Source organism: Streptomyces sp. NPDC005898 (assembly GCF_040629635.1).
In the GTDB taxonomy this organism is placed as follows: Bacteria; Actinomycetota; Actinomycetes; order Streptomycetales; family Streptomycetaceae; genus Streptomyces.
In genome coordinates, this window is the sequence record NZ_JBEXWC010000009.1 from 223,644 (window position 1) to 250,440 (window position 26,797).

Genomic DNA, 26,797 nt, shown 5'->3' on the forward strand with positions numbered 1-26,797 from the left:
GAGGACTTGCCAGCGACAGGGCCGAAGGTCCTCACAAGCACGGTAGGCCCTCTTTCGCTACCCCTCTGACGTCTTGCCACCCGAACGAGTAGATCCGGCCGCGGCCGCCGCCTTGACGCCGCCCCCACCGGAGCCGCCGCCCGACGAGGACTTCGCCCCGCCCGTCGGGGCCTCAAAGGATTCCAACGCCTCCAGCACGTCCTGGACACGGGAGATCTCCGCGTTGATGTCCTCGCGGCGCCGCATCAGGACCTCCAGCTCACGCTTGCCCTCCTCGACCGTGCGCGTCGCCTCGGCCTCGGCCTCGGCCTTGATCCGCTCGGCCTCGCCGACCAGCGAGGCCTTCTTGGTCTCGGCCTCCTTCAGCAGCGCCTCGGCCTTCTTCACCGCGGCGATACGCACCTTGCCCGCCTCGGAATCGGCGTCCGAAACCAGCTCCTTCGCCTTCGCCTGAGCCTCGGCGAGCTGCTCCTCGGCCGCCTTCACCAGCGCGTCGCAGCGCTCACCGGCGGACTTCATCGCCTCGGCCGACTCCCGGCGCGCGCGCTCGTGCAGCTCCTCGATCTCGGTGGTCAGCCGGTCGCGCTGCTCCTCCGAGCGCTCCCTTATGGCGGTCGCGTCGCGCCGGGCGCCGATGAGCAGCTCGTCCGCGTCCGTACGGGCCTTCTCCACCAGCGTGTTGCCCTCGACCGTCGCCTGGGCGACCAGCCGCTCGGCCTCCTTGCGGGCCGCGCCGACCATCGTGTCGGCCTGCGCCTCGGCGTCCGTGGTCGCCTTCAGCGCCTTCTCCTGGGCGTCCGACGTCAGCTTCTCGGCCTCGGCCGTCGCCTTGGTGATGAGCGTGTCGACCTGCTCGGCGGCCTCCTGGCGGCGCTTGTTGGCGGCCCGGCGCGCCTCGTCCAGGGTGCGCTCGGCCTCCTCGCGCGCCTCGGACGTGAGCCGCTCGGCCTCCCGCGCCGCGTCCGCCTTGAGCCGCTCGGCCTCGGCGCGGATCCGCTCGGCGTGCTGCTGGGCGGAGTTGACCGACTCGGCGGCTTCCGCGCGCAGCCGCTCCGCGTCGCCGGAGGCGTCCGAGATGAGCTTCTCCGCCTTGGCCACCGACTCCGCGCGGACCCGCTCGGCCTCGGCGCTCGACTCGGCCCTGAGCCGCTCGGCCTCGGCGGTCGACTCCGCCTCGAGCCGCTTCGCCCGCTCCGTCGACTCCGCGTGCAGCCGCTCGGCCTCGGCGGTCGACTCCGCCTTGAGCCGCTCCGCGCGCTCCGTCGACTCGGCGAGCAGCCGCTCGGCCTGCGCCGTGGACTCCGCCTTGAGCCGCTCGGCCTCCGCGATCGTCTCGTTCTGCAGCAGCTCGGCCTCGCTGCGGGCCTCACCGATCAGGGTGTCGGCCTGCCCGGCCGCGTCGCTGCGGATGCGGTTGGCGTCCTCACGGGCGTCGGCCCGGGTGCGGGCGGCGTCCTGCTCGGCCTGCGCGATGGTGTCGGAGGCCTCCGTGCGCACCCGCTGGGCGTGCTCCGAGGCGTCCGAGCGCATCCGCTCGGCCTCCGCGATCGCGTCCGAGACCGTGCGCTCGGCGAGGGCCTTGGCCGCCTCCGAGGCCTCCGCCGCCTCACGCCGCGTGCGGCTGGCGTCCTCGGCGGCGCGCTCCCGCTCGGCGTGGGCGTCGGCGCGGACCCGGTCCGCCTCCTCCTGCGCCTCCGTCCTCGTGCGCTCCGCGGCGTGCTCCGCCGCCGAACGCAGGCCCGCGACCTCTTCCTGCGCCGCCTCGTGCAGGCCGGCGACGGAATCCCGTACGGACTGGGCGGTCTGCTCGGCGGCCGAGACCATCTCCGTCGCGCGGCGGTCGGCCTCCTCGACCAGGCGCACGGCCTCGGCCTGCGCCTCCTCGACCCGCTTACGGGCGGAGGCGAGCAGCTCCTCGCTCTGCTCACGGGCCCGCTCGCGCTCCTGACCTGCCTCCGCGCGCGCCGAGCCCAGGGTCTCCTCGGCCTCGCGGCGGCGCCGGGCGGCCTCCTCCTGGGCGGCGGCCAGCTCCTCGGCGGCCTCCGCGCCCACCCGCTCGGCGGCGGCCGCGGCCTCCGCGCGCACGCGGTCGGCGGACTCCTGCGCCTCGGTCCGGAGCCGCTCGGCCTCGGCCGCGGCCTCCGAACGCAGCCGGACCGCGAGGGCCTCGCCCTCCGCGCGGGCCTGCGAGGCGTCGGCGGCGGCCTCGTCGCGCAGCCGCTCCGCCTCCGCCTCCGCCTGCGCCTGGAGCGCGCGGATCCGCTCGGCGGACTCCGCCCGCAGCCGGTCCGTCTCCTCCTTGGCCTCCTTGCGCATGCGCGCGGCCTCGGAACGCGCGTCGGCCAGCGCCTGCTCGGCGGCGGCCAGACGCTCCTCGGCCTCCGCGTGCAGCCGGGTCAGCTCCTCGGCCGCCTCGGCCTGGCGGGCCGCGATGGCCCGCTCGCTCTCCGCGCGCAGCGTCCGGGCGGCCTCCTCGGCCTCGGCCCTGGTGCTCGCGGCCTGCTCGGCGGCCTCCTCGCGGTGCCGCTCGGCCTCCGCGCGGGTGCGCTCCAGGGTCTCCTCGGCCTGCGCGCGCAGGCTCGTCGCCCTCTCCTGCGCCTCGCCGCGCAGCCGCTCGCTGTCGGCGGTCGCGGCCGTACGCAGCTCCTCGGCGTCCGCCTTCGCCTTGGCGAGCAGCTCCTCGGCGGACTTCGCGGCCTCCTCGATCTCCTTGAGCGCCTCGCGCCGCGCCTCGCCCCGGATGCGCTCGCCCTCGGAGACCGCCTCGGCCCGCAGCTGCTCGGCCTCGCCGCGCAGCCTGCGCGCCTCCTCCTGCAGCTCGACGGTCTTGGCGCGGTACTCCTTGGTGTCGTCCTTCGCCGCGCCCTTGAGCTCCTCGGCGATGTCGTGCGCCTCGGCGCGCAGCCGGTCGGCCTCCGTCTCGGCCTCGGAGCGGATCCGCTCGGCCTCCTCGGTGGCGGCCCGCGTGGTCTCCTTGGCGTTCTTGGAGGCCTTGTCGAGGACCTCCTCGGCCGTCCGCGCCGCCTTGGCGAGCTGGCCCGCGGTCTCCTCGGCGGCGAGCGTGCGCGCCTTCTCGGCGGCGTCCGCGATGAGCTTCTCGGCCTGCGCGCGGGCGTCGGCGATCAGCTGCTGCGCCTCGGACTTGGCGGACTCGGCCTCCTTGGTGGCCTCGCTGACGAGGCGGGCGACCTGCTCCTTGGCGGTGCGGGTGCGCTGCTCGCCCGCGGCCTCGGCGGCCGCGAGCTGCTTGCCGGCGCTCTCCTTGGCCTCGGCCAGCAGCTTGTCGGCCTCGGCCCGTGCCTCGCGCAGCGCCGTGTCGGCGTCGGCCATGCGCTGCTCGGCGGCCCGGCTCGCCTCGGCGGCCTGCCGGCGGGCCTGCTCGGACTCGGTCGCCGTGGTGGAGCGCAGCTGCTCGGCGTGGTCGGTGGCCTCCTGGGCCTGGGTGGAGGCGGCGGTCAGCAGGCGCTCGGCGTCGGAGCGGGCCCGGCGCAGGATCGCCTCGGCCTCGGCGCGGGCGGACTCGGCGTCACTCGCCAGGCGGCGGCGGGCCTGCTCGGCGACGCGCTCGGCCTCGGCGCGGGCGGCGGCCAGCGCCTGCTCGGCCTCGGCGCGCGACTCGTCCAGGAGACGGCGGGCCTGCTGCTCGGTGCGGGCCCGCAGCTGCTCGGCCCACGCCACGTTCTCGTTGACGTGCGACTCGACGGTCTGCCGGCGCTCGGACAGCTCCTGGTCGAGCTGCTGGCGGCGGGCCACGGCCTCGGCGTGCAGTTCGGCCTGGAGCCGGGCCTGCTGCTCGGCGTGCTCCTGGAGGATGCGCTGGGTCTGCGCGCGCGCGTCGCGCAGCTCGCGCTCGGCGTCCGCGCGCAGCTGCTCGGCCTGGATCTGCGCGTTGCGCAGCAACTGCTCGGCCTGGTAGCCGATGTCCGCGCTGTCGTAGGCAGGGCGGGACGCGAGGTTGCGGCGCGCCTCGTGCAGCTTGGCGCGCAACACCTCGACCTGGTAGCCGAGATCCTCGGCGTGCTGGACGGCTTTCTCCCGCTCGGTCCTCAGCCGGTCCATCTCGGCCTCGAACCGCGAAAGACTGTCGGTCTCAGCCCGCGAGTTCTCCTGGCGTTCGTAGCCCCGCACTGCGCGGTCCCATCCTTCCCCGAGCTCTTGGCTGCGCTCGAGCAGGGGAGGCCCCACTCCTGGTCGCAAGTCTCTCCAACGAGCCTCGTCCATCCGCCGAACGAGGCCCCCGGGGGAATGGTGTCAGATCAACGGCGGAGCAGGGGTCGTCGCCCCCACGCTCGCCCCCCGAAACCCGGACCCCGGTATGCGGCCGCCCAGCTTTCGGGCAGCCTGCCGCCCCGACTTCGGACGGCCGGTCACTAACCCTACCGGGCCGGATATACGGAGGTCAGTGCGTCGGTGACTCCGAGGGCGCCGAAGTGACGAGTTCGGTGAGGACTCCGTGGCAGTCCTTGGGGTGGAGGAAGGTGATCCGCGACCCCATGGAACCGACGCGCGGCTCCTCGTACAGCACCCGCACACCCTTGTCCTTGATGGCGGCGGCGTCGCCGTCCACGTCGGCCGTGCCGAAGGCGATGTGGTGCACGCCCTCACCGTTCTTGGCCAGCCACTTGCCCACCGCCGAGTCGTCCCGCGTGGGCTCCAGGAGCTGGAGGTAGGAGGCGCCCCCGTCACTCGTCTCGTTGATCTTCAGCATGGCCTCGCGCACGCCCTGCTCTTCGTTGACCTCGGTGTGGAAGACGGTGAATCCGTACGTCTCCCGGTAGAACTCGACGGTCTTGTCGAGGTCGAAACAGGCGATCCCGATGTGGTCGATTCGCGTCAGCATGGTTCAAGTGCAGCGCTTGACGGGGTGATTACGCAACGTGCGCGCGATCACACCCACACCCCGATGACGTGCGGGGTACCGCTCAGTACATTCAGATAAACCCTCGTTAACCTCTCCTCCCAAGGGGCCGTGGCACATGTCTCGAACGTCCGGTACCACCTCAGTGATCGTCGCGGGCGCCCGCACGCCCATGGGCCGCCTCCTCGGCTCCCTGAAGTCCTTCTCGGGTGCGGACCTGGGCGGATTCGCGATCAAGGCCGCGCTGGACCGCGCGGGCATCGGCGGCGACCAGGTCCAGTACGTGATCATGGGTCAGGTGCTCCAGGCCGGGGCGGGGCAGATCCCGGCGCGCCAGGCCGCCGTCAAGGCGGGCATCCCCATGAACGTCCCCGCGCTCACCGTCAACAAGGTGTGCCTCTCGGGCCTCGACGCGATCGCGCTCGCCGACCAGCTGATCCGCGCCGGCGAGTTCGACGTCGTCGTCGCCGGCGGCCAGGAGTCGATGACCAACGCCCCGCACCTGCTCCCCGGCTCCCGCGAGGGCCACAAGTACGGCGCCATCGAGATGCTCGACTCCATGGCCCTGGACGGCCTGACCGACTCCTTCGAGGGCGTCGCGATGGGCGAGTCGACCGAGAAGCACAACGGCCGCCTCGGCATCGCCCGTCCGGAGCAGGACGAGATCGCCGCCCTCTCGCACCAGCGGGCCGCTGCCGCGCAGAAGAACGGCCTGTTCGAGGCGGAGATCACCCCGATCGAGATCCCGCAGCGCAAGGGCGACCCGGTGCTCTTCGCCAAGGACGAGGGCATCCGCCCGGAGACCACCGCCGAGTCCCTCGGCAAGCTGCGCCCCGCCTTCGCCAAGGACGGCACGATCACGGCGGGCTCCGCCTCGCAGATCTCCGACGGCGCCGCCGCGGTCGTCGTCATGTCCAAGGCCAAGGCCGAGGAGCTGGGCCTCGACTGGATCGCCGAGATCGGCGCCCACGGCAATGTGGCCGGCCCGGACAACTCCCTGCAGTCCCAGCCGTCCAACGCCATCCTGCACGCCCTGAAGAAGGAGGGCCTGGAGGTCTCCGACCTGGATCTCATCGAGATCAACGAGGCCTTCGCCGCCGTCGCGGTGCAGTCAATGAAGGACCTCGGCGTGTCCACGGAAAAGGTGAACGTCAACGGCGGGGCCATCGCGCTGGGTCACCCGATCGGGATGTCCGGCGCGCGTCTGGTGCTGCACCTCGCCCTGGAGCTGAAGCGGCGCGGCGGCGGTGTGGGCGCGGCCGCCCTGTGCGGTGGCGGCGGTCAGGGCGACGCCCTCATCGTCAAGGTGGCCAAGGGCTGAGTCCCGGGATCCGCGAGATGGCCCCGGGCCCGCGGGCCCGCGGCCCGGTGTCCCGTACGTAGCGAACGGAGCTGTCTCATGCAGGACGTCCCCTCCCTGGTGGCGCAGGCCCGCGAGGGCCGGCCGCGGGCCGTGGCCCGGCTGATCTCACTGGTCGAGGGGGCGTCGCCGCAGCTGCGTGAAGTGATGGCGGCGCTCGCTCCCCTGGCCGGACACGCCTACGTGGTCGGGCTCACCGGGTCACCCGGTGTCGGCAAGTCGACGTCGACGTCCGCGCTCGTGAGCGCCTACCGGCGCGCCGGCAAGCGGGTCGGCGTGCTCGCGGTCGACCCCTCGTCGCCCTTCTCCGGCGGCGCGCTCCTCGGCGACCGGGTGCGCATGTCGGACCACGCCTCCGACCCCGGCGTCTACATCCGCTCCATGGCCACCCGCGGCCACCTGGGCGGGCTCGCGTGGGCCGCCCCGCAGGCGATCCGCGTGCTGGACGCTGCGGGCTGCGACGTCGTCCTGGTGGAGACCGTCGGCGTCGGGCAGTCCGAGGTCGACATCGCCTCGCAGGCGGACACCTCGGTGGTCCTCCTCGCCCCCGGCATGGGCGACGGCATCCAGGCGGCGAAGGCCGGAATCCTGGAGATCGGCGACGTGTACGTCGTCAACAAGGCGGACCGCGACGGCGCGGACGCGACGGCGCGGGAGCTGAACCACATGCTCGGCCTCGGGGAGTCCCGGGGGCCCGGGGACTGGCGGCCGCCCATCGTGAAGACGGTCGCGGCGCGCGGCGAGGGCATCGACGAGGTCGTCGAGGCGCTGGAGAAGCACCGCGCGTGGATGGAGGAGCGGGGGGTGCTCGCCGAGCGGCGGGTCTCCCGCGCCGCCCGGGAGGTCGAGACGATCGCGGTCACCGCGCTGCGGGAACGGGTCGGCTCCCTGCGGGGGGACCGGCGGCTGTCCTCGCTGGCGGAGCGGATCGTGGCGGGGGAGCTCGATCCCTACGCGGCGGCGGACGAGCTGGTCGCGGGGGTCACCTCGGGGTGAGCGGGGCCGCCGCGGCGCGGCGGACGCCGTCCACTTCCGCGTGCGCCCCCGTAGCGGGTGGCCGCCCAGCGACAGGTGCCCGCCCCGCATCCGGCGGTGGGCGCGCATCCGGCGGTGGCGCGGAAACGCCCCGGGGGCGGTGTCCCCGGGGCGTTTACAGGTGTCCGCGTGTCAGTCGTCCGAGCCGTCGGCGTCCTGGTCGTCACGGTCGTCGTCGTGGCGGTCCGCGGTGACCTTGCCGGTCTTCAGGTCGACGTGCCACTGGGACTCCGCGCCCTTGGCGCCCGTCGTCTCGACGCCCCAGGCACCCGCCTTGCCGTCGTCGTCCAGGTCGACGGAGGTCACCTTGCCCCTGGCGGCACCGGCGCGCGCGGCGTCCTCGGCGCTGGTGGACGCGCCCTTGAGCGCGGCGTTCACCCGGGCGGCGTCGGCGGCGTCGTCCCCGTCGTCCCCGTCGTCGTTCCGGTCGATCCAGGAGCCGAGGACCTTGCCGGTGCCCGGGTCCACCTCGACGTCGTGCCAGGTGTCGCCCTTCAGGATGTCGACGCCCCAGACCAGGGCGCCGTCCTCCTCGTCCAGTTCGGCGGAGACCGCGGTGCCGGGGGTCTTCGCGAGGGCCGCCCTGATCGCGTCGGCGGCCGTCACCTTGGCGGCCTTGGCCTCGGCGGTGTTCTCGGCCGCGTCCTCGGCGTCGTCGCGGCGGTCGTCGTCCTTGCGGTCGTCGCTCTTGTCGTCGTCCTTGCGGTCGTGGTCCTTGCGGTCGTGGTCCGTCAGCCGGACGCTCGACCGCTGCGCGGCGCTCTCGTCGTCACCGGTGGTCGCGAGGGCGGTGGCGGTACCGCCGGTGACCAGGGCCGCGGCGGCGACGGTGGCGATGACGATGTTGCGCTTCATGGAGTTCCTCCCGAGATGGTGGGCGAGTGTGGCGGCGGCCGGGGCCGCTGCCGTTCGCTTTCGATGAGGACCAATCTGGCCGACCGACCCTGAACCGGAGCTGAAGCCGCCTGAAGAACTCTTCAGGTTCGCTCTGCCACCCTGAATGCATGCGTTTGTTGATCGTCGAGGACGAGAAGCGGCTGGCCCTGTCCCTCGCCAAGGGCCTGACCGCAGAGGGCTACGCCGTCGACGTCGTCCATGACGGCACCGACGGTCTGCACCGCGCGAGCGAGGGCGCGTACGACCTGGTCATCCTCGACATCATGCTGCCCGGCATGAACGGCTACCGCGTCTGCTCGACCCTGCGCGCGGCCGGCAACGACGTACCCATCCTGATGCTCACCGCCAAGGACGGCGAGTACGACGAGGCGGAGGGCCTGGACACCGGCGCCGACGACTACCTCACCAAGCCGTTCTCGTACGTCGTGCTGGTGGCCCGCGTGAAGGCACTGCTGCGCCGCCGGGGCAACGCGGGCCCCTCGCCGGTCCACGTCCTGGGCGACCTCAAGGTCGACACGGCCGCGCGCCGCGTCTTCCGCGGCGAGGACGAAGTCACCTTGACGGCCAAGGAGTTCGCGGTCCTGGAGCAGCTGGTGCTGCGGGCCGGGGAGGTCGTCTCCAAGGGCGACATCCTGGAGCACGTCTGGGACTTCGCGTACGAGGGGGACCCGAACATCGTCGAGGTGTACGTGAGCACCCTGCGCCGCAAGCTGGGCGCGCGCCTCATCACGACGGTGCGCGGCGCCGGTTACCGCCTGGAGGCCCCGCGATGAGACGGCTCTTCGGCTCCGTGCGCGCCCGCGCCACGCTGGGCGCGAGCCTGGTCGTCGCCCTCGCCCTGGTGGCGGCCGGCGCCGCCGTGCTCTTCTCGCTGCGCGCCAACCTCACCGGTCAGGCCGACGGCCGGGCGGACGCCGCCGCCCGCGAGGTCGCCGCGCAACTCGTGGCCGGCCGCCCCTACGACGATCTCGACCTGCCGGACGCCGACGAGTCACCGGTCCAGGTCGTCGACGAGGACGGTGAGGTGGTGGCGGCCGGCGAGGACCTGGAGCGGATCAGCGGCACCGGGACCGACGCGGTCGGGCCCGGCCCCGCGACCCGCCCGGCCGACAGCGGCGGAAAGAAGCCGGAGCCGGGGGAGAGGGGTGAGCCGGGGGAGCCGGGTGAGATCGACGACGACGCCGAGTACACCGACGGCTCCGCGACCGTCGACGGCGAGAGCGCCGACTACCGCTTCGCCGCCGTCGAGGTGAGCACGCCCACCAGGGGCGACCTCACCGTCTACGCCGGTGGCTCGCTCACCGACGAGCGCAGCGCCGTGTCGACGGCGCTGACGTCCATGCTGATCGGCTTCCCCCTGCTGCTCGCCGTCGTCGCGGGCGTCACCTGGCTGGTGACGCGCCGCGCGCTGCGCCCGGTGGCCGCCATCACCGCGGAGATGGCGGCGATCACCGCGTCGGAGGATCTCGCGCGCCGCGTGCCCGAACCGGACACGCACGACGAGATCGCCCGGCTCGCCCGCACCACGAACGAGACGCTCACCGCCCTGCAGACGTCCGTGGAGCGCCAGCGGCGCTTCGTGGCGGACGCCTCGCACGAACTGCGCAGCCCCATCGCCTCGCTCCGCACGCAGCTCGAAGTGGGCGCCGCGCATCCGGAGCTGCTGGACGTCGACGGCGCCGTCGAGGACACCGTGCGGCTCCAGGAACTCGCCGCCGATCTGCTCCTGCTCGCCCGGCTCGACGCGGGCGAGCGGCCCGGCGAGGCCCGGGTCGAGCTGGCCGCCTTCGTGCGCGAGGAGCTCTCGCAGCGCACGGGCGACCCCCACGACGTGGAGCTGGACCTCGGGAGCGTGGAGGTCACGGGCTCCCGCAACCAGTTGGCGCGGGTGCTCGGCAACCTCCTGGACAACGCGCAGCGGCACGCCCGCTCCCGGGTCACGGTCACCACCCGCGCCGAGGGCGCGTGGGCGGTCCTTCAGGTGTCCGATGACGGCAGCGGAGTGCCCCCGAAGGAGCGGGAGCGGATCTTCGAGCGGTTCGTACGGCTTGACGACGCGCGGACCCGCGACGAGGGCGGGGCCGGTCTGGGCCTCGCGATCGCGCGGGATGTGGCGGCGCGGCACGGCGGCACGCTCGGGGTGGAGCGGGCGCCGTCGGGGGGTGCGCTCTTCGAGCTCCGGCTGCCGAGCCCTCAGGCGTCGGCGGATTGAGCGACGGAAGCGCCGGGCGGAGCGGAGCGGGTCAGGGCTTGCCGCGCTGGGAGCGCAGGTGTTCCGCGATCGGGGTCAGGGCCTTGTGCAGCTCGCCGAGGGCCTCGGGGGAGACCAGGTCGACGAAGTGCCGCCGGACGGAGGCGACGTGGTGCGGGGCCACCTTCCGCATGGTCTCCATGCCCTCCTGGGTGAGGACGGTGTAGAGGCCGCGCCGGTCGGACTCGCAGTTCTCGCGGCGCACCAGGCCCGCGTTCTCCATGCGGGTGATCTGGTGGGACAGGCGACTCTTGGACTGCAGGGTGGCGCTGGCGAGATCGCTCATGCGCATCCGCAGGTCTTCCGATTCTGAGAGATGCACGAGAATGTCGTAGTCGTTCATGGTCAGGTTGAACGGCTGAAGGTCCTTTTCGAGCTGATATGTCAGCATCCGGTTGACCTCCACGTGGATGCGCCAGGCGCACTGTTCCTCGTCGGTCAGCCACTGCGGGGCCGTCTCGGTCTCCATGGAATCGATTCTACCTAAGAAGTTGAAAGGTGAACGAATGGTGGGGTGTGACGCACCTTGCCTCCCCTGGTCACGGGAGGGGCACAGGCGTTCGCCGTCACACTCCGCAGACTACCGCTCACAGCCCGAAGCGACGCTGGAGGTCCCCCAGTTGTCCGGGAAGACGCGGTACGCCCGGCTGAGGGCCCGGTTGGGTGGGAGCGCTCCTCCCTCCCGGCGCCCCCGCCTGGTCCGGGATGCCTCCTGTGACCTGCTCGGGCATGAGCGCCTCGCTGGACTGGAGCAGCACCGTGCCGGCGCCCACGAACTCGAATTGATGCTCCTCCCCGGAGGTGCCACCGATGCCGGTCAGTGCCCGCACGCCCCCGATCACCCCCGTGAGGTATCCGTGGTCGTAGTGATGGCACGGTGAAGGGCAGTCGGCCCAGCCCACGAGGGCCTGTGGATCGACCCGGATCGGCGGCTCCATGAACACCACCGGACCATTCGAGGCGGCCACGAACTTCCCGGTCCCGATGAGCGTCAGAAAGCCCGGAACGATCGATTGCTTCAGCGCGAGAGTTGGCTGAAAAGCGAGGAGGTTGCCCGAGCGAATGGTCAGGTTGCCCTCATCCAGGTCGTACGAATTCACGTCGAACGCCCGGTCGGCGAGGAGCATCTTGCCCTGGCCGTCCGCCACGACCCAGTCACTTGCGTGCAGCGGCGAATGAAAACTGGTCCGGACCAGCCGGTCGAGCCGGCCGTGCCCGATGCCGTTGAAGTCGATCCGCCCGTAGTAGGCGATCATCTTCCCCTTCTGGAGGAACCACTGGCTCCCCTTGAGCTCCACGCAGAAGGTGTACGCGTTGACGTTGTCGTCGCTCGGCAGCGTCGTGGGGTCGAAGACCGCGGGCTCGCCCGCCGGGGTCGAGACATTGCCGTTCACAGCTTCTCCTCCGAGGCCTGGACGTACACCGCGCCGCTGCCCGACAGCTCCAGCTGGAACGCCTCCCCGGAGCCGCGGCCCACCATGTCGCGCCAGCCGAGCGCCGCGGAGAGCTTGTTGCGCACGTCGCCGTGGTGGGCGACATACGCCTGGGGGTCGACGTGGACCGGGCGCTGCGGGCTGATCGGCACCTCGATCACCCCGCCGTGCGCCATGACGGCGACCTGGCCGTGCCCCTTCAGGGTCGTGGTGAACAGGCCCTGGCCGGTGACCTGGCCGCGGACCATGCCCATGACGCCGCCCTGGGAGCCCATGAACATGGTGCCCTGCTGAAGCGTGCCGTCGAAGGCGAGCAGCCGGTCCGCCTCCACGTACAGCGTGTCCCCGGTGAGGCCGATCACCTGGATGTGGTGGCCGCCGTGCCCGAAGAGGACCGTGCCGCTGCCGTCCACGGTCATCAGCGGCGTCGCCTCGCCCGCGACCCGGCGCCCGATCATGGACGCCAGACCGCCCTGACCGCCCTGGAGGTTGGGCGTGAAAGAGACATCTCCCCGGTAGGCGAGCATGGCGCCGCGCTGGCTGAAGATCGTGGCGCCCGGCCGCACCGTCGCCTCGACCATCTTGGAATTGATCTCCCGGAAGGGCATGTCAGACGTCCCCCGCGATCGTCGTGCGCTCACTGGGCTGGACGTAGACCAGGCCGTCGCCCTCGAAGCGGATCTGGAAGGCCTCGCCGCCGCCCTCGCCCAGGAAGGTGCGGAACGTGACCCCGGACTGGAAGCTCTGGCGCAGGTCGCCCTGGTGCGCGATGTACGCCCCCGGGTCGACGGTGAGCGGATACTCCCGCGAGACGCGCAGCACCACGGCCGGCCCGTCGGAGACGATCGCCGCCTGCCCCGTGCCCTCGACGGTCGTCGTGAACAGGCCATTGTCCTGCGTCGCGCCGCGCAGGCCCGTGAAGCTGGTGCCCGTGCGCAGGCCGGCGTCGGTGCACAGCAGATTGCTCGCCTCGACGTAGAGCTTCTCGCCGCGCAGCCGCACCACATTGATCTCGGTGGCCCGGTCGGCGAACCAGCACGTGCCGTGTCCCTTCACCTCCATCACCGTCATCTGCTCGCCGGTGACGCGGCGCGTCACCATGCCGCGTATGCCCTCGCCGCCGCCGGACAGCTTTTTGAAGGCCATCTGGCCGTCATGGGCGACCATCGAGCCGTTCTTCGCCTTCACCGCGTCGCCGGTCATGTCGACGGCGAGCACTCTGCTCCCCTGGAGCCGGAATGTAGCCACGAATCGACGGTAGCCCCCGCGTACCCACCCAGAACAGGGTGAAGGCCCCTGAGCGAACCCCGAGACTTCCCCGATGTCACAATGGGGGTCGCTTGTGCGCGCGTTCACAAGATCGGCGCCGCCGAGCGCGCAGCCCGCCCGCCGCCCCCCTCACCGAAGGTGACCCGTGGACATCAAGACCGCTTCCGCACTCCGCCGCCTCCGCCTGGTCTCGGCCCCCGAGGCCGTCTCCTTCCTGCTGCTGCTCGTCTGCTCGGTGCTCAAGCGGACCACGGAGTTCAACGCCGTGCCGGCGATGGGCATGATCCACGGCGTGCTCTTCGTGCTGTACGTGGTCTTCTGGCTGGACGCCTGGAACCGCGCGAAGTGGGACCTGAAGACCGCCGCCCTGTACTTCGTCCTCTCCGTCCTGCCGACCGGCGGATTCTTCGCCGAGCGCAAGCTGAAGCGCGAGGCCGAGTCCGCGGTCATCGCCTCGCGCGCCCGCAAGGAAGGGATCGTCAACGCATGATCGTCGCGTTCTCCGTGACCCCGCTCGGCGTCGGTGAGGACGTCGGCGAGTACGTCGCCGACGCCGTCCGCGTCGTCCGCGAGTCGGGCCTGCCCAACCGGACCGATGCCATGTTCACCTCCATCGAGGGCGAGTGGGACGAGGTGATGGACGTCGTCAAGCGGGCGGTCGCCGCCGTGGAGGCACGGGCGCCCCGCGTCTCCGTCGTCCTGAAGGCGGACATCCGCCCCGGGGTGAGCGACGGCCTCACCTCCAAGGTCGAGACGGTGGAGCGCCACCTCTCCGCCTGACCCCTGCCCTGCCGGTGCCCGCGCGCGCCACGAAGCCCCCGCCCTACGGGTGGGGGCTTTTCCCTGCCCGCTGACTTGAGCGACTGCTCAAACAGCTGTACCTTCAGTTGAGCACTCGCTCAATAATGCGCTGACGTGGGGGATTACCGTGAGCCTGTACATCGAGGCACGGATACGCGCCGATCTGGAAGACCTCTGGAAGCACACCCAGGAGCCGGCTCTCCACCAGCGCTGGGATCTGCGTTTCACCGAGATCACCTACCTGCCGTGCGCGGACGGCGAGCCCCAGCACTTCCGGTACGCCACGCGCGTGCTGCCCTTCCTCACGATCGCCGGCACCGGTGTCAGCGCCGGGGAGAAACGACGCGCCGACGGCACCCGCACCTCCGCGCTGCGCTTCGCGTGCCCGCACCCGCTCTCCCTCCTCGAAGAGGGCAGCGGCTACTGGCGCTACGTACCGGAGGAGGGCCAGGGGGAGGGCCATGAGGCGGACGGCATCCGCTTCCTCACCGGGTACGACTACCGCCCGCGCTGGGGCCGGCTCGGGGCGCTCGCCGACCGCGCCGCCTTCCGGCCGCTGATGGGCTGGGCCACGGCCTGGTCCTTCGACCGGCTCAGGCTCTGGCTGGAGCGCGGCATCACCCCGGAACGCGCCCTCCTGAACGCCGTCGCCGACGTCGCCCTGCGCCTGCTGGGCGTGACGGCGGCCGTCCTGTTCGCCCCCATGACGGCCCTCGCCGCCGCCGCGCTCGCGGTGATCCTGCCGCCGCTGCCGACTACCCCGGCGGCCCGCCGCTGCCTGCGCACCCCACCGGCACGCACGCGTGCGCCCCGCGTGCTCTCCACCCTCTCCACCCTCGCCACCGTCAAGGAGCCGTCATGACGTCGATCTTCGAGACGGTGCTGGGGGACGACTTCCACCGGCTCCACCCGCAGCTGCGCCGCCGCTTCTCCGTGGGCCTGGCGAGCGGCGAGGCCTGCGTCGGGCGGGGCGTCATGGAGCGCGTCTGGCACGGCCGGGGTTTCGTGAAGCCGTTCCTCGCGGCCGGCGGCACCCGCAACATCCTCGTCCCGCGCCAGGGCCGCGACGTGCCCTTCGTGATCGAGAACGTGCCGTACGTCGACACGTACGGCCGTGAGACGGTGAGCTTCGTGCGCACCTTCGACCTGCCCGGCGGGCCCCGCCGCTTCGACGCCCAGATGGTCCTGAGCCCCAAGGGGGACCGGGTGCTCGACTATCTCGGCACGCACCAGCACCTCGCCAGCGACCTGTACTTCTCGGCCGAGGCCGACGGCTCGCTGGTGATCCGCTCCGGAGAGCACCGCTTCCGGGAAGGGCCGGTGGACTGCCGTGTCCCGTCGTTGATCGGCGCGGACGCCGAGGTTAGGGAGTCCTACGACGACAAGGCCGGGTGCTTCCGGATCCGTGTCCGGGTCGTGAACCGGCACTTCGGGCCGCTCTTCGGCTACGAGGGGTCCTTCAGGGCCACGTACACGGACGTCCGTGCGTGTGGGGTGCGGGCCGGGCTGCGGCCCGTCCGTGAGGAGGCGCGGGCGTGAGCGCGGGCAAGGACCCCGTGGCGGGCTCTGCGAAAGGCTCCGCCAAGGACCCCGCCAAGGACTCCGTCAAGGACTCCGTCAAAGGGCAGGAAACTCGGGAGAAGCTGCTCGAAGGGGCGTTGCGGACGCTCACGGAGCAGGGCATCGCCAAGGCGTCGGCGCGGAACATCGCCGCCGCGGCGGGCGTCAACCAGGCGCTGGTCTTCTACCACTTCGGTTCCGTCGACGACCTGCTCGCGCAGGCGTGTCGGCACGGGACCGAGCAGCGGGTGGCCCGCTACCGCGACCGGCTCGCCGGGATCGACTCCCTCGCCGGGCTGCTCGCCTTCGGGCGGGAGATGCACGAGGAGGAGCGGGACGCCGGGCACGTCGCCGTCCTCGGGCAGTTGCTCGCCGGGGCGCAGACGCAGGCGCGGCTGGCCGTGGCTACGGCGGCGGGGCTCGCGCTGTGGATCGAGGAGATCGAGAAGGTACTGACGCGGGTCCTCTCCGCGTCGCCCCTCGGGGAGTTCACCGATCCTGTCGGGCTCGCGCGGGCGGTCGGGGCGTCGTTCGTGGGGCTTGAGCTGTATGAGGGGGTTGATGCGGAGGGTACGGAGCGGGCGTTGGCCGCGTTGGAGCAGTTGGCCCTTTTGGTGAGTGCCGTTGAGGAGCTTGGGCCTCTTGCGCAGCGGGCCGTTCGGCATCGGCTTCGTCGGTCTGCGCGGGCCTAGGCTCTTCTCCCTCTTCTCCGCTTGCCTGTGTGGGGGGTTCGGTTTTTCTGGGCCGCCGCTTCGCGGCGGATGTTTCCCACCCACCCACCCGTATCCCCGCGTCGGGGCGGCCACGTAGGGGCAGCGGGTGGGTGTATCCCCGAGTCCTGTCGGCCACGTAGGGGCAGGTGGGTGGATGTATCCCCGCGTCATTCCGGGCACGTCGGGGCACGGGGGGCCCGCGTCATGCCGGCTACGTCGGAGCAGCGGGTGGGTGTTGCCCGCGCCATGCCAGCCACGTCGGGGCAGGCGGGTGGGAGTTTCCGGCGCCGAGGCGGCCACCTCGGAGCAGGCGGGTGGTGTTTCCCCGCGTCGGGTTGGTCACGTAGGGGCGAACGCCTCCGCAGCCTCCCCCCCCCCCCGGAAACCCCTCGCACGGACGCGTCCAGGTCGACATGCCGGTGGAATTCCACTTTTGTGGGGGTATCGGGTCGATCACCAGAACACTGGAGGGCGCTGTGCGGCAGCCGGAGGGCTACGACTACGACACCCACAGCACGCTCGCCGGACCGCTCACCGAGCCCCCGGGCGGCGGCGGGAACGGCGAGGGCGGCGGTTACCGGGTGCAGTACCGCAAGCTCCTCTCCAGTGAGCCCCACCGAATACGCGCCGTGCTCCTGATGACGCTGGCGCCCCTGCTCACCGGCCTGCTGCTCGTCTACCTCGTGTGGCCGACGCACTGGACCGAACGCGAGGGCGGCGAACGCTGGCTCATCGGCCTCGACATCACCATGCTCGTGGCGATCGGCCTGATCGAGCTCTTCATGCTGGTCAACGTCGTATCGATCGCGCACGCCACGATGGTCGCCCGCGACCCGATACCGGTGACCCCCGAAGAAGGCACCCGCGTCGCCTTCCTCACCACGTACGTCCCCGGCAAGGAACCTCTCTCCATGGTCCGGGCCACTCTTGAGGGCGCCGTCCGGATACACCACAGGGGCCCCCTCCACGTCTGGCTCCTGGACGAGGGTGACGACCCCGCCGCGAAGGCCCTGTGCGAAGAGCTGGGCGTGCGCCACTTCACCCGCCTCGGTGTACCGGAGTGGAACCGCGACAAGGGCCCCCACAAGGCCCGCACCAAGCACGGCAACTACAACGCGTGGCTCGCGATGCACCACGCGGAGTACGACTTCTTCGCCTCCGTCGACACCGACCACGTGCCGCTGCCCAACTTCCTGGAGCGGATGATGGGCTACTTCCGCGACCCGGACGTGGCGTTCGTCGTCGGACCGCAGGTCTACGGCAACTACGAGACGCCGGTGACCAAGGCCGCCGAGTCCCAGCAGTTCCTCTTCCACGCGCTCATCCAGCGCGCGGGCAACCGCTACCGGGCGCCCATGTTCGTCGGCACCAACAACGTCGTGCGCGTCAGCGCGCTCACCCAGGTGGGCGGCCTGTACGACTCGATCACCGAGGACATGGCGACGGGCTTCGAACTGCACCGGCGCCGCAATCCGGCCACCCAGAAGCACTGGCGTTCGGTCTACACCCCCGACGTGCTGGCCGTCGGCGAGGGCCCGGCTTCCTGGACGGACTTCTTCACCCAGCAGATGCGCTGGTCGCGCGGCACCTACGAGACGCTCTTCAAGCAGTACTGGAAGGCGCCCTTCACCATGCCGCCCGGGCGGCTGTTCTCGTACACGCTGATGCTCGTGTACTACCCGATGACGGCCGTCAACTGGCTGCTGGGCATCCTCAGCTGCGTCCTGTTCCTGTGGTTCGGGGCGTCCGGCACCCAGGTCGCGGCCTCCGTCTGGATGATGCTCTACAGCGACGCGGCCGCCCTCCAGATCGGCCTCTACCTGTGGAACCGCCGCCACAACGTCTCCCCGCACGAGCCGGAGGGCTCCGGAGGCCTCGCCGGGATGGCGATGTCGGCGCTCTCCGCGCCCATCTACGCCAAGTCGCTCGGCGCGGCTCTGGTCCGCCGCCCGAGCCGCTTCGTGGTCACGCCCAAGGGCGGCGACGCGAGCCCCGACCGGCTGCTGACCTTCCGCATCCACCTGTTCTGGGCGGTGCTCCTGGCGGGTTCGCTGGCCGCCTCCTTCGTGCTCGGCCACACGCACGCGGCGATGCGCACCTGGGCCGTCCTCGCGATGGCCATCTCCCTGGCACCGGTCGCGGTGTGGATCGGCACGGTCGTCAAGGAGCGCAGGGCGGCCCGCCAGGCCGGTCCGGAGCGCGAGGAGCGGCTGGAGGCCGGACAGCCCGCGCCGGACGCCGAGGGCGAGCCGGCGTTCGCGACCGGCACGACGACAGGAGGGAACTGAGCCATGGCCTACCGACCCTCAAGGCGTACGAGGAAGACACTCATCGGAGTCGGCGCGGGCGCGCTGCTCGTCGGACTGAACGCCCCGGCGGCGCTCTCCTTCGCCGAGGAGCAGTACTACGAGTACAAGATCTCCCGGCCCGGCTACAAGGCGAAGTACGGCTCCTGGAAGCAGGTCGACATCCCCAAGGAGTTCCGTACCAACGCCATCCACGCCGCCCTCCTGCACACCGGCAAGGTGCTGATCGTCGCGGGCTCGGGCAACGAGCAGAAGAAGTTCGACGCCGGGTCGTTCGACACGGTCCTGTGGGACCCGAAGAACGACACGTTCAAGAAGATCGAGACCCCCGAGGACTTCTTCTGCTCCGGACACGCCCAGCTCCCCGACGGACGTCTCCTGGTGGCGGGCGGCACCGCGCGCTATGAGCTGCTCGACGGCGAGGTGGAGCGGGCCGGCGGCGGCATGCGCGTGAAGAACGAGAACCCCGACAAGGGCATACGCCTCAAGAAGGGCACCAAGTTCCGCTCGCCGTCCGGCATCGAGTACGTCAGCAAGTTCGACGTCGAGGTCCCGAGGGCCAAGCGGAACTACGAGATCACGTACTCCAAGTCCGGTGTGATGCAGCCGTGGAAGACGAAGGTCAAGGCGAGTGAGGCGCGCGTCTTCGTCGAGGCGGTCAGGCCGGGCGAGCAGTCGGTCAACGAGAAGTCGGCGCAGTACGAGATCGAGGGCCTGACCGGCAAGGAGGCCGACAACACGTACGGCATCGCCGAGAAGCTCGACATGGAGAAGCAGGACTTCCAGGGCATCAAGGCGGCGTACGAGTTCGACCCGAGGGCCGAGCGGTACATCCAGGTCGACCCGATGAAGAAGGCCCGCTGGTACCCGACGCTGGTCGGTCTGGACGACGGCAAGGTGCTCGCCGTCTCCGGGCTCGACGACGTGGGCGTGATCGACCCCGGGGACAACGAGATCTACGACCCGCGGACGAAGAAGTGGACGGACGGCCCCAAGCGGTACTTCCCGACCTACCCCGCGCTCTTCCTCACCAAGGGCGGCAAGCTCTTCTACCCGGCGTCCAACGCCGGCTACGGCCCCGCCGACCAGGGCCGTGAGCCGGGCCTGTGGGACCTGCGGACGAACAAGTTCGAGAAGGTGCCGGGACTGACCGACACCGACCAGACCGAGACGTCCGCGTCCGTGCTGCTGCCGCCCGCGCAGGAGCAGAAGGTGATGATCATGGGCGGCGGGGGCGTGGGCGAATCCGACAAGGCGACGCGCCGCACGGCCGTGATCGACCTCAAGGAGGAGAACCCGTCCTTCAAGACCGGGCCGCGCCTGCCCCAGGGCACCCGCTACCTGAACAGCGTGCTCATGCCGGACGACACGGTGTTCACCTCCAACGGCTCCTCCGACTACCGGGGCCGCGGCGCCAGCAACATCCTCAAGGCGCAGTTCTACGACCCGAAGCAGAACGCCTTCCGCGAGGCGGCCGCGCCCAGGGTGGGCCGCAACTACCACTCGGAGGCGCTGCTCCTGCCCGACGGCCGGGTCGTCACCTTCGGCTCGGACCCGCTCTTCGACAACGAGCAGAACACCAAGCTCGGCCACTTCGAGCAGCGCATGGAGGTCTTCACCCCGCCCGCGCTGCACCGGGGCGGCAAGAACCGCCCGGTGCTCGCCGACGGACCCGCGCAGTTGCCGCCGGACGGCCGCGCCACGTTCCGCACCGACCGCCCCGAGACCATCGCCTCCGCCCGGCTCATGCGGCCGAGCGCGGTCACGCACACGACCGACGTCGAGCAGCGCTCGATCGCGCTGGGCGTGACCAAGGCCAAGGGGGCGGTGACGGTGGACGTGCCCCGCGGGGACGCGGCCCTGGTGCCGCCGGGCTGGTACATGCTGTTCGTCACCGACACGGACGGCACGTCCTCGGAGGCGAAGTGGATCCACGTGGGCCCGAAGGGCTGACCGGGTGGATCATGAGCGAGCGGACGGCTCACGACTGAGCGGAGGCTCATGCCTGAGCGGACTGCTCGCGCCCGAGCGGGCGGCTCACGCCTCCTTCTTCTTCGCGTTGCGCGCGAGGCCGAGGGCGTAGTCCGGCCACCACTGCCCCGCCGCCGGGCCGCCCCGGCACGGGCCGTCCGAGTCGCCCGGCCGCTTGATCCACAGGACGGCGTCCAGCAGCGGGTCGCCCGTGCGGTCGGTGGGCGGGGTGCCGAGGCCCCGCCCCGGCGGGTTGCACCACGCGTCCCGGCGGCCGCCGGCCAGCGGGCCCCGGCCGTTGCGGCTGGTGTCCATGACGAAGTGCTTGTCACCGACGGTCGCCGACAGCGTGCGGCCGTACGCCTTGGTGACCTCGTCGCTCTGGAAGTTCGAGACGTTCAGCGAGAAGCCGTCGGCCTGGGCGATGCCCGCCTGGAGCAGCGGCTCGGACAGTTTGTGCGCCTCGGTGATCCAGCCGGGGTTCCCCGCGTCGAGGTACACCTTGACCTTCGGCTGCCGCTTCAACCGCTGGATCGCCTCGGAGAGCAGCTGGTAGCGGTCGGCGTGGTACTCGGCCGGGGTGCAGCCGTCCACGATGTGCGGGACGGCGTCGGGCTCCAGGACGACCAGGGCGGGGGCGGAGCCGATCGCGTCGGCGAAGGCGTCCACCCAGCTCCGGTAGGAGTCGGCGCTGCTCGCGCCGCCCGCGGAGTGCTGACCGCAGTCGCGGTGCGGGATGTTGTAGGCGACGAGGACGGCGGTACGGCCCTCCTTGGCCGCGCCCCGGGTCGCCTCGGTGATGTCGTGCGCCGGGTCGTCCCCGGCCGGCCACACCGCCACGGGCTGCTCGGCGATCCGTCTGAGCGCCTCGGCGTCCTGGGTCCGGCCCTGGCGTTCCCACTCCGCGACCTGGCGCGCGGCGGGGCTGTCGGGGTCGACCCAGAAGGAGTGCGGCGCCCGCTTCGCCCGGGCGGTGGAGGGGCCGGAGGCGTCGGCGCCCGCGGACCTGGCGGAGTCCGCCCCGGACCCGGACCCGGACGAGCAGCCCGCCGTGAGCCCGATGGCGGCGAGAGCCGTGAGCGCGGTGAACGTGCGGAGCAGCCGATGCATCCAGACCCCTTGGGCGACGGTGACGATCAGTCAGCCCGGCAATCGTGACATAAAGAACTATTCACGCTCTTGTGCCACACCGCCCCCGGTGCTGAGCGCGGTCCCGCTCGGCCCAGCCCCGCGCCGCGGCCGAGTTCAGCGCGGTGAGCACGGTCGTCGCGGGCGCCGGGGGTATCGGCACTCTCTGCTGTCTCCTCCTGGCGCTGGAGGTGCGGCGCACGCGGGACCCGGGGAGGGCCCGCAGCCGTACGCCGGAGGACGCGGGGGAACATATGACCGAATCGCGAGACGGGGCTGACCAGCATATGACCGGCGGGTAAGGTCTTTGGCGTGCCGAAGCCGCTCAGCCTTCCCTTCGATCCCATCGCCCGCGCCGACGAGCTCTGGAAGCAGCGCTGGGGATCGGTCCCGGCCATGGGCGCGATCACCTCGATCATGCGGGCGCACCAGATCCTGCTCGCCGAGGTCGACGCGGTCGTCAAGCCCTACGGACTGACCTTCGCGCGGTACGAGGCGCTGGTGCTGCTCACCTTCTCGCAGGCCGGCGAGTTGCCGATGTCCAAGATCGGCGAGCGGCTGATGGTGCACCCGACGTCCGTGACCAACACCGTCGACCGGCTCGTGCGCTCCGGCCTCGTCGACAAGCGGCCGAACCCGAACGACGGGCGGGGCACCCTCGCCTCCATCACGCCGAAGGGCCGCGAGGTCGTCGAGGCCGCCACGCGCGAGCTGATGGCGATGGACTTCGGGCTCGGGGTGTACGACGCGGAGGAGTGCGGGGAGATCTTCGCGATGCTGCGGCCGCTGCGGGTGGCGGCGCGGGACTTCGAGGAGAAGTAGGAGCGGCGGGGTCGGCGAAGATCGCGCAAATCGGGCGGTTACGCTCGGAGGCATGAAATCCAGCGTGCTGACCCGCTACCGGGTGATGGCCTACGTCACCGCCGTGATGCTGCTCGTGCTGTGCGCGTGCATGATCTTCAAGTACGGCTTCGGCAAGGGCGAGGGTCTGACGCTCGTCGTGTCGCAGATCCACGGCGTGCTGTACATCATCTACCTGATCTTCGCCTTCGACCTCGGCTCCAAGGCGAAGTGGCCGTTCGGCAAGCTCCTGTGGGTGCTGGTCTCCGGCACGATCCCGACGGCCGCGTTCTTCGTCGAGCGCAAGGTCGTCCGCGAGGTCGAGCCGCTGATCGCCGACGGCTCGCCGCTCACCGCGAAGGCCTGATCCCCGCCGCCACGGGCAACCCGTGGCGGTCAGCCATCGACATTTACTAGGACGTCCTAGTAAATTCGGGGGTATGGACGCTGAAGCGATCGAGGAAGGCCGCCTCCGCTGGCAGGCCCGCTACGACAAGGCCCGCAAGCGCGACGCGGACTTCACCACGCTCTCCGGCGACCCGGTCGAGCCCGTCTACGGGCCGCGCCCCGGTGACACGTACGAGGGCTTCGAGCGGATCGGCTGGCCCGGGGAGTACCCCTACACCCGCGGCCTGTACGCCACCGGGTACCGGGGCAGGACGTGGACCATCCGTCAGTTCGCCGGCTTCGGCAACGCCGAGCAGACGAACGAGCGCTACAAGATGATCCTGGCCAACGGCGGCGGCGGGCTCTCCGTCGCCTTCGACATGCCGACCCTCATGGGCCGCGACTCCGACGACCCCCGCTCGCTCGGTGAGGTCGGCCACTGCGGCGTCGCCATCGACTCGGCCGCCGACATGGAGGTCCTCTTCAAGGACATCCCGCTCGGCGACGTCACGACCTCCATGACGATCAGCGGGCCCGCCGTGCCCGTCTTCTGCATGTACCTCGTCGCGGCCGAGCGCCAGGGCGTCGACCCGGGCGTGCTCAACGGCACGCTCCAGACCGACATCTTCAAGGAGTACATCGCGCAGAAGGAGTGGCTCTTCCAGCCCGAGCCGCACCTGCGCCTCATCGGCGACCTGATGGAGCACTGCGCGCGCGACATCCCCGCGTACAAGCCACTGTCCGTCTCCGGCTACCACATCCGGGAGGCCGGGGCGACGGCCGCGCAGGAGCTGGCGTACACCCTGGCGGACGGCTTCGGGTACGTGGAGCTGGGCCTCAGCCGCGGACTCGACGTCGACGTCTTCGCGCCCGGCCTCTCCTTCTTCTTCGACGCGCACGTCGACTTTTTCGAGGAGATCGCCAAGTTCCGCGCCGCGCGCCGCATCTGGGCCCGCTGGCTGCGCGACGAGTACGGGGCACGCACCGAGAAGGCCCAGTGGCTGCGCTTCCACACGCAGACCGCCGGCGTCTCCCTCACCGCCCAGCAGCCGTACAACAACGTCGTCCGCACCGCCGTCGAGGCCCTCGCCGCGGTCCTCGGCGGGACGAACTCCCTGCACACCAACGCCCTCGACGAGACGCTCGCCCTGCCCAGCGAGCAGGCCGCCGAGATCGCGCTGCGCACCCAGCAGGTCCTGATGGAGGAGACCGGCGTCGCCAACGTCGCGGACCCGCTCGGCGGCTCCTGGTACGTCGAGCAGCTCACCGACCGCATCGAGGCCGACGCCGAGAAGATCTTCGAACAGATCAAGGAGCGGGGCCGGCGGGCCCGCCCCGACGGGCAGCACCCCGTCGGGCCGATCACCTCGGGCATCCTGCGCGGCATCGAGGACGGCTGGTTCACCGGCGAGATCGCCGAGTCCGCCTTCCAGTACCAGCGGTCCCTGGAGAAGGGCGACAAGCGCGTCGTCGGCGTCAACTGCCACGAGGGTTCCGTCACCGGCGACCTGGAGATCCTGCGGGTCAGCCACGAGGTCGAGCGGGAGCAGGTGCGGGAGCTGGCGGAGCGCAAGGCCGGACGGGACGACGCGCGGGTGCGGGCGTCGCTCGACGCCATGCTGGCCGCCGCGCGGGACGGCTCCAACATGATCGCCCCCATGCTGGAGGCGGTACGCGCGGAGGCGACCCTCGGGGAGATCTGCGGGGTGCTGCGGGACGAGTGGGGCGTCTACACGGAACCGCCCGGGTTCTAGCCGCAGCCGGGCGCGGCGCGAAGGCGGGCGGGCCAGGTCTTCTGCCCGGGCGACGGGTGGGGCTACGGCGCGGGCAGGGCGAGGCGGAACAGGGCGCCGCCGCCCGGGGCCCGTTCCGCCGTCAGCTCCGCGCCGTGCGCGTGCGCGATCTGGCGGGCCATCGCGAGCCCCAGGCCCGAGCCCGGCAGCGCGCGGGCCCTCTCGGCGCGGTAGAAGCGGTCGAAGACGTGCGGCAGGTCCTCCTCCGCGATGCCCGGGCCGTGATCGCGCACGGTCAACTCCGTGGCGCGCAGGGACAGCTCCACGGGGCTGCCCGGCGGGCTGAACTTGGCCGCGTTGTCGAGGAGGTTGGTGAGCAGCCGGGACAGCCGCGCCGGTACGCCGGGGACGCAGAGGCCCGCCGCCTCGGGGGCGACGTGGAGCGTGAAGGGGATCGCGGGCCAGTGCTCGCGCGCCGCCTCCACCGCGTGCGCGGCCAGCGGGGCGAGCCGCACCTCCTCCACCAGGGGCCGCGGCTCCTCGTCCCTGGCCAGCTCGATCAAGTCGTTGACCAGACCGGTGACTTCCCGCAGCTGCCGGCCGAGCGCCCCGGCCGCCCGCTCCCGCTGAGCGGCCGTCAACCGGTCGGCGCGGGCGAGGAGTTCGGCGTTCGTCCGCAGCGCGGTCAGCGGCGTGCGCAGCTCGTGGGAGGCGTCCGCGACCAGCCGGCGGCGGGCCGCGACCGACTCCTCCAGCTCGCCGAGCATCGTGTTGAACGTGGCGGCCAGCCGCGTGACCTCGTCCTCCCGACCGCTACGGCCCTTGCGGCGGCCCTCGCGGGTCGGCGGGCCCGGCGGCAGCTCGATGCGGTGCCGGGCGTCCCGCGTGGCGGCGATGCGTTCGGCCGTGGCGGTGAGCCGGGTGATCGGGGCCAGACCGGTGCGCGAGACCCAGTAGCCGCCGACCGCCGAGAGCAGGACGCCCGCGCCGCCCACCGCGAGCAGCAGCCCCGCCGCCTGGCGCACCCCGCGCTCGGCGATGTCGGCCCGCGACGCCACCTGCACCGCCACGCCCGAGCCGAAGGTGGTCGTGTACATCCGGCCCGGCTTCCCGCCGGGCAGCGTGAAGTTGGCGTAGTACGGGGCCCGCTGCCCCGACGCGACCGCGCGCGTCGCCCCGGACACGGGCAGCAGATAGGCCTCACCAGGGTCCTCGGCGGAGTCTGCGGGGACGATCTGCGAACACGCGGGCGCGCCGAGGAACCGGCACTGGCCGGTCAGCACGCCGGGGCCCTCGTCGCGGTTCTGCTGGGCGATGAGCGTCGCCGACTGGGCGAGGTTCTGGTCGAGCTGCTGATACAGCTTGAAGCGGATCACCACGAACGCGGCGACGCACACCCCGACCGCCACCAGCGCCACGGCCGCCGCCGCGGCCACCGCGAGCCGGGTGCGCAGCGGCCTGCGGCGGCGCCAGCGCGCACCGAGCCCGCGCCGGGCGCTCACGGGGAGCCCAGCCGGTAGCCGACCCCGTGCACGGTGTGGACCAGCCGCGGTTCGCCGCCCGACTCCAGCTTGCGGCGCAGATAACCGACATACACCGCCAGGGAGTTGGAGTCAGGGCCGAAGTCGCGGCCCCACACCGCCCGTTGGATCAGCTCGCGCGGCAGGACCTGCCCGGCGTTGCGCAGCAGCAGCTCCAGGAGGACGGCCTCCGTGCGGCTGAACTCGACGCGGCGCCCGCCCCGGCGGCCGGTGCGGGTGGCCGGGTCCAGGACGAGATCGTCGTACCTCAGGTCGTCGCCGTCGCCCGCGGGCGGCTCCGGTGACGCGCGCCGCAGCAGCGCCCGTACGCGGGCCACCAGCTCGTCCAGCGCGAAAGGCTTGACCAGATAGTCGTCGGCGCCCGCGTCCAGGCCGTCCACCCGCTCGCTCACCGAGTCCAGGGCGGTCAGGACGAGCACCGGCGTGCGATCGCCCGCGGCGCGCAGCCTTCGGCAGACGGCGAGGCCGTCCATGACGGGCATCAGCACGTCGAGGACGACCAGGTCCGGCTCCCAGCGGGCCACCGCCGTGAGGGCGCGATGCCCGTCGGCGGCGCCGCGCACCAGATGGCCCTCGACCGTCAGGGCGTCCTCGACGGCGGCCCGGACCTCCGGGTCGTCGTCCACCACCAGGATCTTGTGCGGCACCGGCCCACCCGCGCCCGGCGGGCCACCTCTGCTGGTCAGGCTCGTGAAGCTCATGGACCCACGGTGC

Annotated in this window: 24 protein-coding genes; 14 read left to right on the plus strand and 10 right to left on the minus strand. The window is 72.0% G+C overall.

Annotated features, from left to right (window positions below):
- Positions 1-57: 57 nt before the first annotated feature.
- Together scy and mce are read right to left on the minus strand one after the other, a co-directional pair.
- Positions 58-4,128: a polarized growth protein Scy gene (gene scy / locus ABZ385_RS15650; protein WP_358911708.1), complete on the minus strand. Its 4,071-nt coding sequence runs from the start codon at positions 4,126-4,128 to the stop codon at positions 58-60.
- Between the two features lie 271 nt (positions 4,129-4,399).
- Positions 4,400-4,840: a methylmalonyl-CoA epimerase gene (mce, locus tag ABZ385_RS15655; RefSeq protein ID WP_358590046.1), complete on the minus strand. Its 441-nt coding sequence runs from the start codon at positions 4,838-4,840 to the stop codon at positions 4,400-4,402.
- A 136-nt stretch (positions 4,841-4,976) separates the two neighbouring features.
- Here mce and ABZ385_RS15660 point away from each other — a divergent pair, with 136 nt between their 5' ends.
- Positions 4,977-6,179, plus strand: coding sequence for an acetyl-CoA C-acetyltransferase (locus ABZ385_RS15660; protein ID WP_358590049.1), 1,203 nt, complete (start codon positions 4,977-4,979; stop codon positions 6,177-6,179).
- Positions 6,180-6,257: 78 nt separating this feature from the next.
- The gene (gene meaB / locus ABZ385_RS15665; protein WP_358590051.1) at positions 6,258-7,214 is read left to right on the plus strand and encodes a methylmalonyl Co-A mutase-associated GTPase MeaB; all 957 of its coding nucleotides are present in this window, start codon (positions 6,258-6,260) and stop codon (positions 7,212-7,214) included.
- Positions 7,215-7,385: 171 nt separating this feature from the next.
- Here meaB and ABZ385_RS15670 read toward each other — a convergent pair whose 3' ends face one another.
- Complete coding sequence (locus ABZ385_RS15670) at positions 7,386-8,108, minus strand: PepSY domain-containing protein (RefSeq protein WP_358590054.1); 723 nt, start codon at positions 8,106-8,108, stop codon at positions 7,386-7,388.
- 149 nt (positions 8,109-8,257) lie between these two features.
- On the opposite strand from ABZ385_RS15670, the gene ABZ385_RS15675 reads away from it, so the two are divergent.
- Positions 8,258-8,923, plus strand: coding sequence for a response regulator transcription factor (locus tag ABZ385_RS15675; RefSeq protein WP_358701054.1), 666 nt, complete (start codon positions 8,258-8,260; stop codon positions 8,921-8,923).
- Positions 8,920-10,362, plus strand: a complete 1,443-nt coding sequence (locus ABZ385_RS15680) for a HAMP domain-containing sensor histidine kinase (RefSeq protein WP_358911710.1) — start codon at positions 8,920-8,922, stop codon at positions 10,360-10,362. The genes ABZ385_RS15675 and ABZ385_RS15680 overlap by 4 nt, the downstream gene beginning before the upstream one ends.
- Before the next feature lie 31 nt (positions 10,363-10,393).
- On the opposite strand, the gene ABZ385_RS15685 is transcribed toward ABZ385_RS15680, so the two are convergent.
- The 4 genes from ABZ385_RS15685 to ABZ385_RS15700 form a co-directional block, all read right to left on the minus strand.
- The gene (locus ABZ385_RS15685) at positions 10,394-10,870 is read right to left on the minus strand and encodes a MarR family transcriptional regulator (protein ID WP_358583936.1); all 477 of its coding nucleotides are present in this window, start codon (positions 10,868-10,870) and stop codon (positions 10,394-10,396) included.
- Between the two features lie 118 nt (positions 10,871-10,988).
- Positions 10,989-11,795, minus strand: a complete 807-nt coding sequence (locus ABZ385_RS15690) for an AIM24 family protein (protein ID WP_358911712.1) — start codon at positions 11,793-11,795, stop codon at positions 10,989-10,991.
- Entirely contained in the window at positions 11,792-12,442 is a 651-nt protein-coding gene (locus ABZ385_RS15695) for an AIM24 family protein (protein ID WP_358699645.1), read from the minus strand. The genes ABZ385_RS15690 and ABZ385_RS15695 overlap by 4 nt, the downstream gene beginning before the upstream one ends.
- 1 nt (position 12,443) lies before the next feature.
- Positions 12,444-13,082: an AIM24 family protein gene (locus ABZ385_RS15700; protein ID WP_358911714.1), complete on the minus strand. Its 639-nt coding sequence runs from the start codon at positions 13,080-13,082 to the stop codon at positions 12,444-12,446.
- Positions 13,083-13,248: 166 nt separating this feature from the next.
- On the opposite strand from ABZ385_RS15700, the gene ABZ385_RS15705 reads away from it, so the two are divergent.
- The 7 genes from ABZ385_RS15705 (at position 13,249) to ABZ385_RS15735 (ending at position 20,436) form a co-directional block, all read left to right on the plus strand.
- Positions 13,249-13,593 carry a DUF3817 domain-containing protein gene (locus tag ABZ385_RS15705; protein WP_358583928.1) on the plus strand — a complete coding sequence of 115 codons (345 nt, stop codon included), beginning with the start codon at positions 13,249-13,251 and terminating at the stop codon, positions 13,591-13,593.
- Positions 13,590-13,883: an MTH1187 family thiamine-binding protein gene (locus ABZ385_RS15710; RefSeq protein WP_358699643.1), complete on the plus strand. Its 294-nt coding sequence runs from the start codon at positions 13,590-13,592 to the stop codon at positions 13,881-13,883. Before ABZ385_RS15705 ends, ABZ385_RS15710 begins: the two co-directional genes overlap by 4 nt.
- A 148-nt stretch (positions 13,884-14,031) precedes the next feature.
- Positions 14,032-14,766 carry a hypothetical protein gene (locus ABZ385_RS15715; protein ID WP_358911715.1) on the plus strand — a complete coding sequence of 245 codons (735 nt, stop codon included), beginning with the start codon at positions 14,032-14,034 and terminating at the stop codon, positions 14,764-14,766.
- Entirely contained in the window at positions 14,763-15,443 is a 681-nt protein-coding gene (locus ABZ385_RS15720) for a DUF4166 domain-containing protein (protein WP_358583923.1), read from the plus strand. Before ABZ385_RS15715 ends, ABZ385_RS15720 begins: the two co-directional genes overlap by 4 nt.
- Positions 15,444-15,547: 104 nt before the next feature.
- Positions 15,548-16,156, plus strand: a complete 609-nt coding sequence (locus ABZ385_RS15725) for a TetR family transcriptional regulator (protein WP_358583940.1) — start codon at positions 15,548-15,550, stop codon at positions 16,154-16,156.
- Positions 16,157-16,653: 497 nt separating this feature from the next.
- Entirely contained in the window at positions 16,654-18,465 is a 1,812-nt protein-coding gene (locus ABZ385_RS15730; RefSeq protein WP_358911717.1) for a cellulose synthase catalytic subunit, read from the plus strand.
- Positions 18,466-18,468: 3 nt separating this feature from the next.
- Complete coding sequence (locus ABZ385_RS15735) at positions 18,469-20,436, plus strand: kelch motif-containing protein (protein WP_358911718.1); 1,968 nt, start codon at positions 18,469-18,471, stop codon at positions 20,434-20,436.
- Between the two features lie 84 nt (positions 20,437-20,520).
- Here the strand turns inward: ABZ385_RS15735 and ABZ385_RS15740 are convergent, their stop codons facing one another.
- A complete protein-coding gene (locus tag ABZ385_RS15740) occupies positions 20,521-21,564 on the minus strand; it encodes a glycoside hydrolase family 6 protein (RefSeq protein WP_358911720.1) in 1,044 nt (347 codons plus the stop codon).
- A 330-nt stretch (positions 21,565-21,894) separates the two neighbouring features.
- Here ABZ385_RS15740 and ABZ385_RS15745 point away from each other — a divergent pair, with 330 nt between their 5' ends.
- From ABZ385_RS15745 to ABZ385_RS15755, 3 genes are all read left to right on the plus strand, one after another.
- A complete protein-coding gene (locus ABZ385_RS15745) occupies positions 21,895-22,404 on the plus strand; it encodes a MarR family transcriptional regulator (protein WP_358583914.1) in 510 nt (169 codons plus the stop codon).
- Positions 22,405-22,456: 52 nt separating this feature from the next.
- The gene (locus tag ABZ385_RS15750) at positions 22,457-22,789 is read left to right on the plus strand and encodes a DUF3817 domain-containing protein (RefSeq protein WP_358699872.1); all 333 of its coding nucleotides are present in this window, start codon (positions 22,457-22,459) and stop codon (positions 22,787-22,789) included.
- Positions 22,790-22,862: 73 nt separating this feature from the next.
- Complete coding sequence (locus ABZ385_RS15755) at positions 22,863-24,563, plus strand: methylmalonyl-CoA mutase family protein (RefSeq protein ID WP_358583912.1); 1,701 nt, start codon at positions 22,863-22,865, stop codon at positions 24,561-24,563.
- 62 nt (positions 24,564-24,625) lie between these two features.
- On the opposite strand, the gene ABZ385_RS15760 is transcribed toward ABZ385_RS15755, so the two are convergent.
- Both ABZ385_RS15760 and ABZ385_RS15765 read right to left on the minus strand, forming a co-directional pair.
- Complete coding sequence (locus ABZ385_RS15760) at positions 24,626-26,044, minus strand: HAMP domain-containing sensor histidine kinase (RefSeq protein WP_358911722.1); 1,419 nt, start codon at positions 26,042-26,044, stop codon at positions 24,626-24,628.
- Positions 26,041-26,784 carry a response regulator transcription factor gene (locus tag ABZ385_RS15765; RefSeq protein WP_358583909.1) on the minus strand — a complete coding sequence of 248 codons (744 nt, stop codon included), beginning with the start codon at positions 26,782-26,784 and terminating at the stop codon, positions 26,041-26,043. Before ABZ385_RS15765 ends, ABZ385_RS15760 begins: the two co-directional genes overlap by 4 nt.
- Positions 26,785-26,797 lie beyond the last annotated feature (13 nt).

What these genes read in the sequence shown, in the direction of transcription:
- mce (WP_358590046.1), bottom strand. Translation starts at nt 4,840, where the DNA reads ATGCTGACGCGAATCGACCACATCGGGATCGCCTGTTTCGACCTCGAC.
- ABZ385_RS15660 (WP_358590049.1), top strand. Translation starts at nt 4,977, where the DNA reads ATGTCTCGAACGTCCGGTACCACCTCAGTGATCGTCGCGGGCGCCCGC.
- meaB (WP_358590051.1), top strand. Translation starts at nt 6,258, where the DNA reads ATGCAGGACGTCCCCTCCCTGGTGGCGCAGGCCCGCGAGGGCCGGCCG.
- ABZ385_RS15670 (WP_358590054.1), bottom strand. Translation starts at nt 8,108, where the DNA reads ATGAAGCGCAACATCGTCATCGCCACCGTCGCCGCCGCGGCCCTGGTC.
- ABZ385_RS15675 (WP_358701054.1), top strand. Translation starts at nt 8,258, where the DNA reads ATGCGTTTGTTGATCGTCGAGGACGAGAAGCGGCTGGCCCTGTCCCTC.
- ABZ385_RS15680 (WP_358911710.1), top strand. Translation starts at nt 8,920, where the DNA reads ATGAGACGGCTCTTCGGCTCCGTGCGCGCCCGCGCCACGCTGGGCGCG.
- ABZ385_RS15685 (WP_358583936.1), bottom strand. Translation starts at nt 10,870, where the DNA reads ATGGAGACCGAGACGGCCCCGCAGTGGCTGACCGACGAGGAACAGTGC.
- ABZ385_RS15695 (WP_358699645.1), bottom strand. Translation starts at nt 12,442, where the DNA reads ATGCCCTTCCGGGAGATCAATTCCAAGATGGTCGAGGCGACGGTGCGG.
- ABZ385_RS15710 (WP_358699643.1), top strand. Translation starts at nt 13,590, where the DNA reads ATGATCGTCGCGTTCTCCGTGACCCCGCTCGGCGTCGGTGAGGACGTC.
- ABZ385_RS15720 (WP_358583923.1), top strand. Translation starts at nt 14,763, where the DNA reads ATGACGTCGATCTTCGAGACGGTGCTGGGGGACGACTTCCACCGGCTC.
- ABZ385_RS15735 (WP_358911718.1), top strand. Translation starts at nt 18,469, where the DNA reads ATGGCCTACCGACCCTCAAGGCGTACGAGGAAGACACTCATCGGAGTC.
- ABZ385_RS15740 (WP_358911720.1), bottom strand. Translation starts at nt 21,564, where the DNA reads ATGCATCGGCTGCTCCGCACGTTCACCGCGCTCACGGCTCTCGCCGCC.
- ABZ385_RS15750 (WP_358699872.1), top strand. Translation starts at nt 22,457, where the DNA reads ATGAAATCCAGCGTGCTGACCCGCTACCGGGTGATGGCCTACGTCACC.
- ABZ385_RS15755 (WP_358583912.1), top strand. Translation starts at nt 22,863, where the DNA reads ATGGACGCTGAAGCGATCGAGGAAGGCCGCCTCCGCTGGCAGGCCCGC.
- ABZ385_RS15765 (WP_358583909.1), bottom strand. Translation starts at nt 26,784, where the DNA reads ATGAGCTTCACGAGCCTGACCAGCAGAGGTGGCCCGCCGGGCGCGGGT.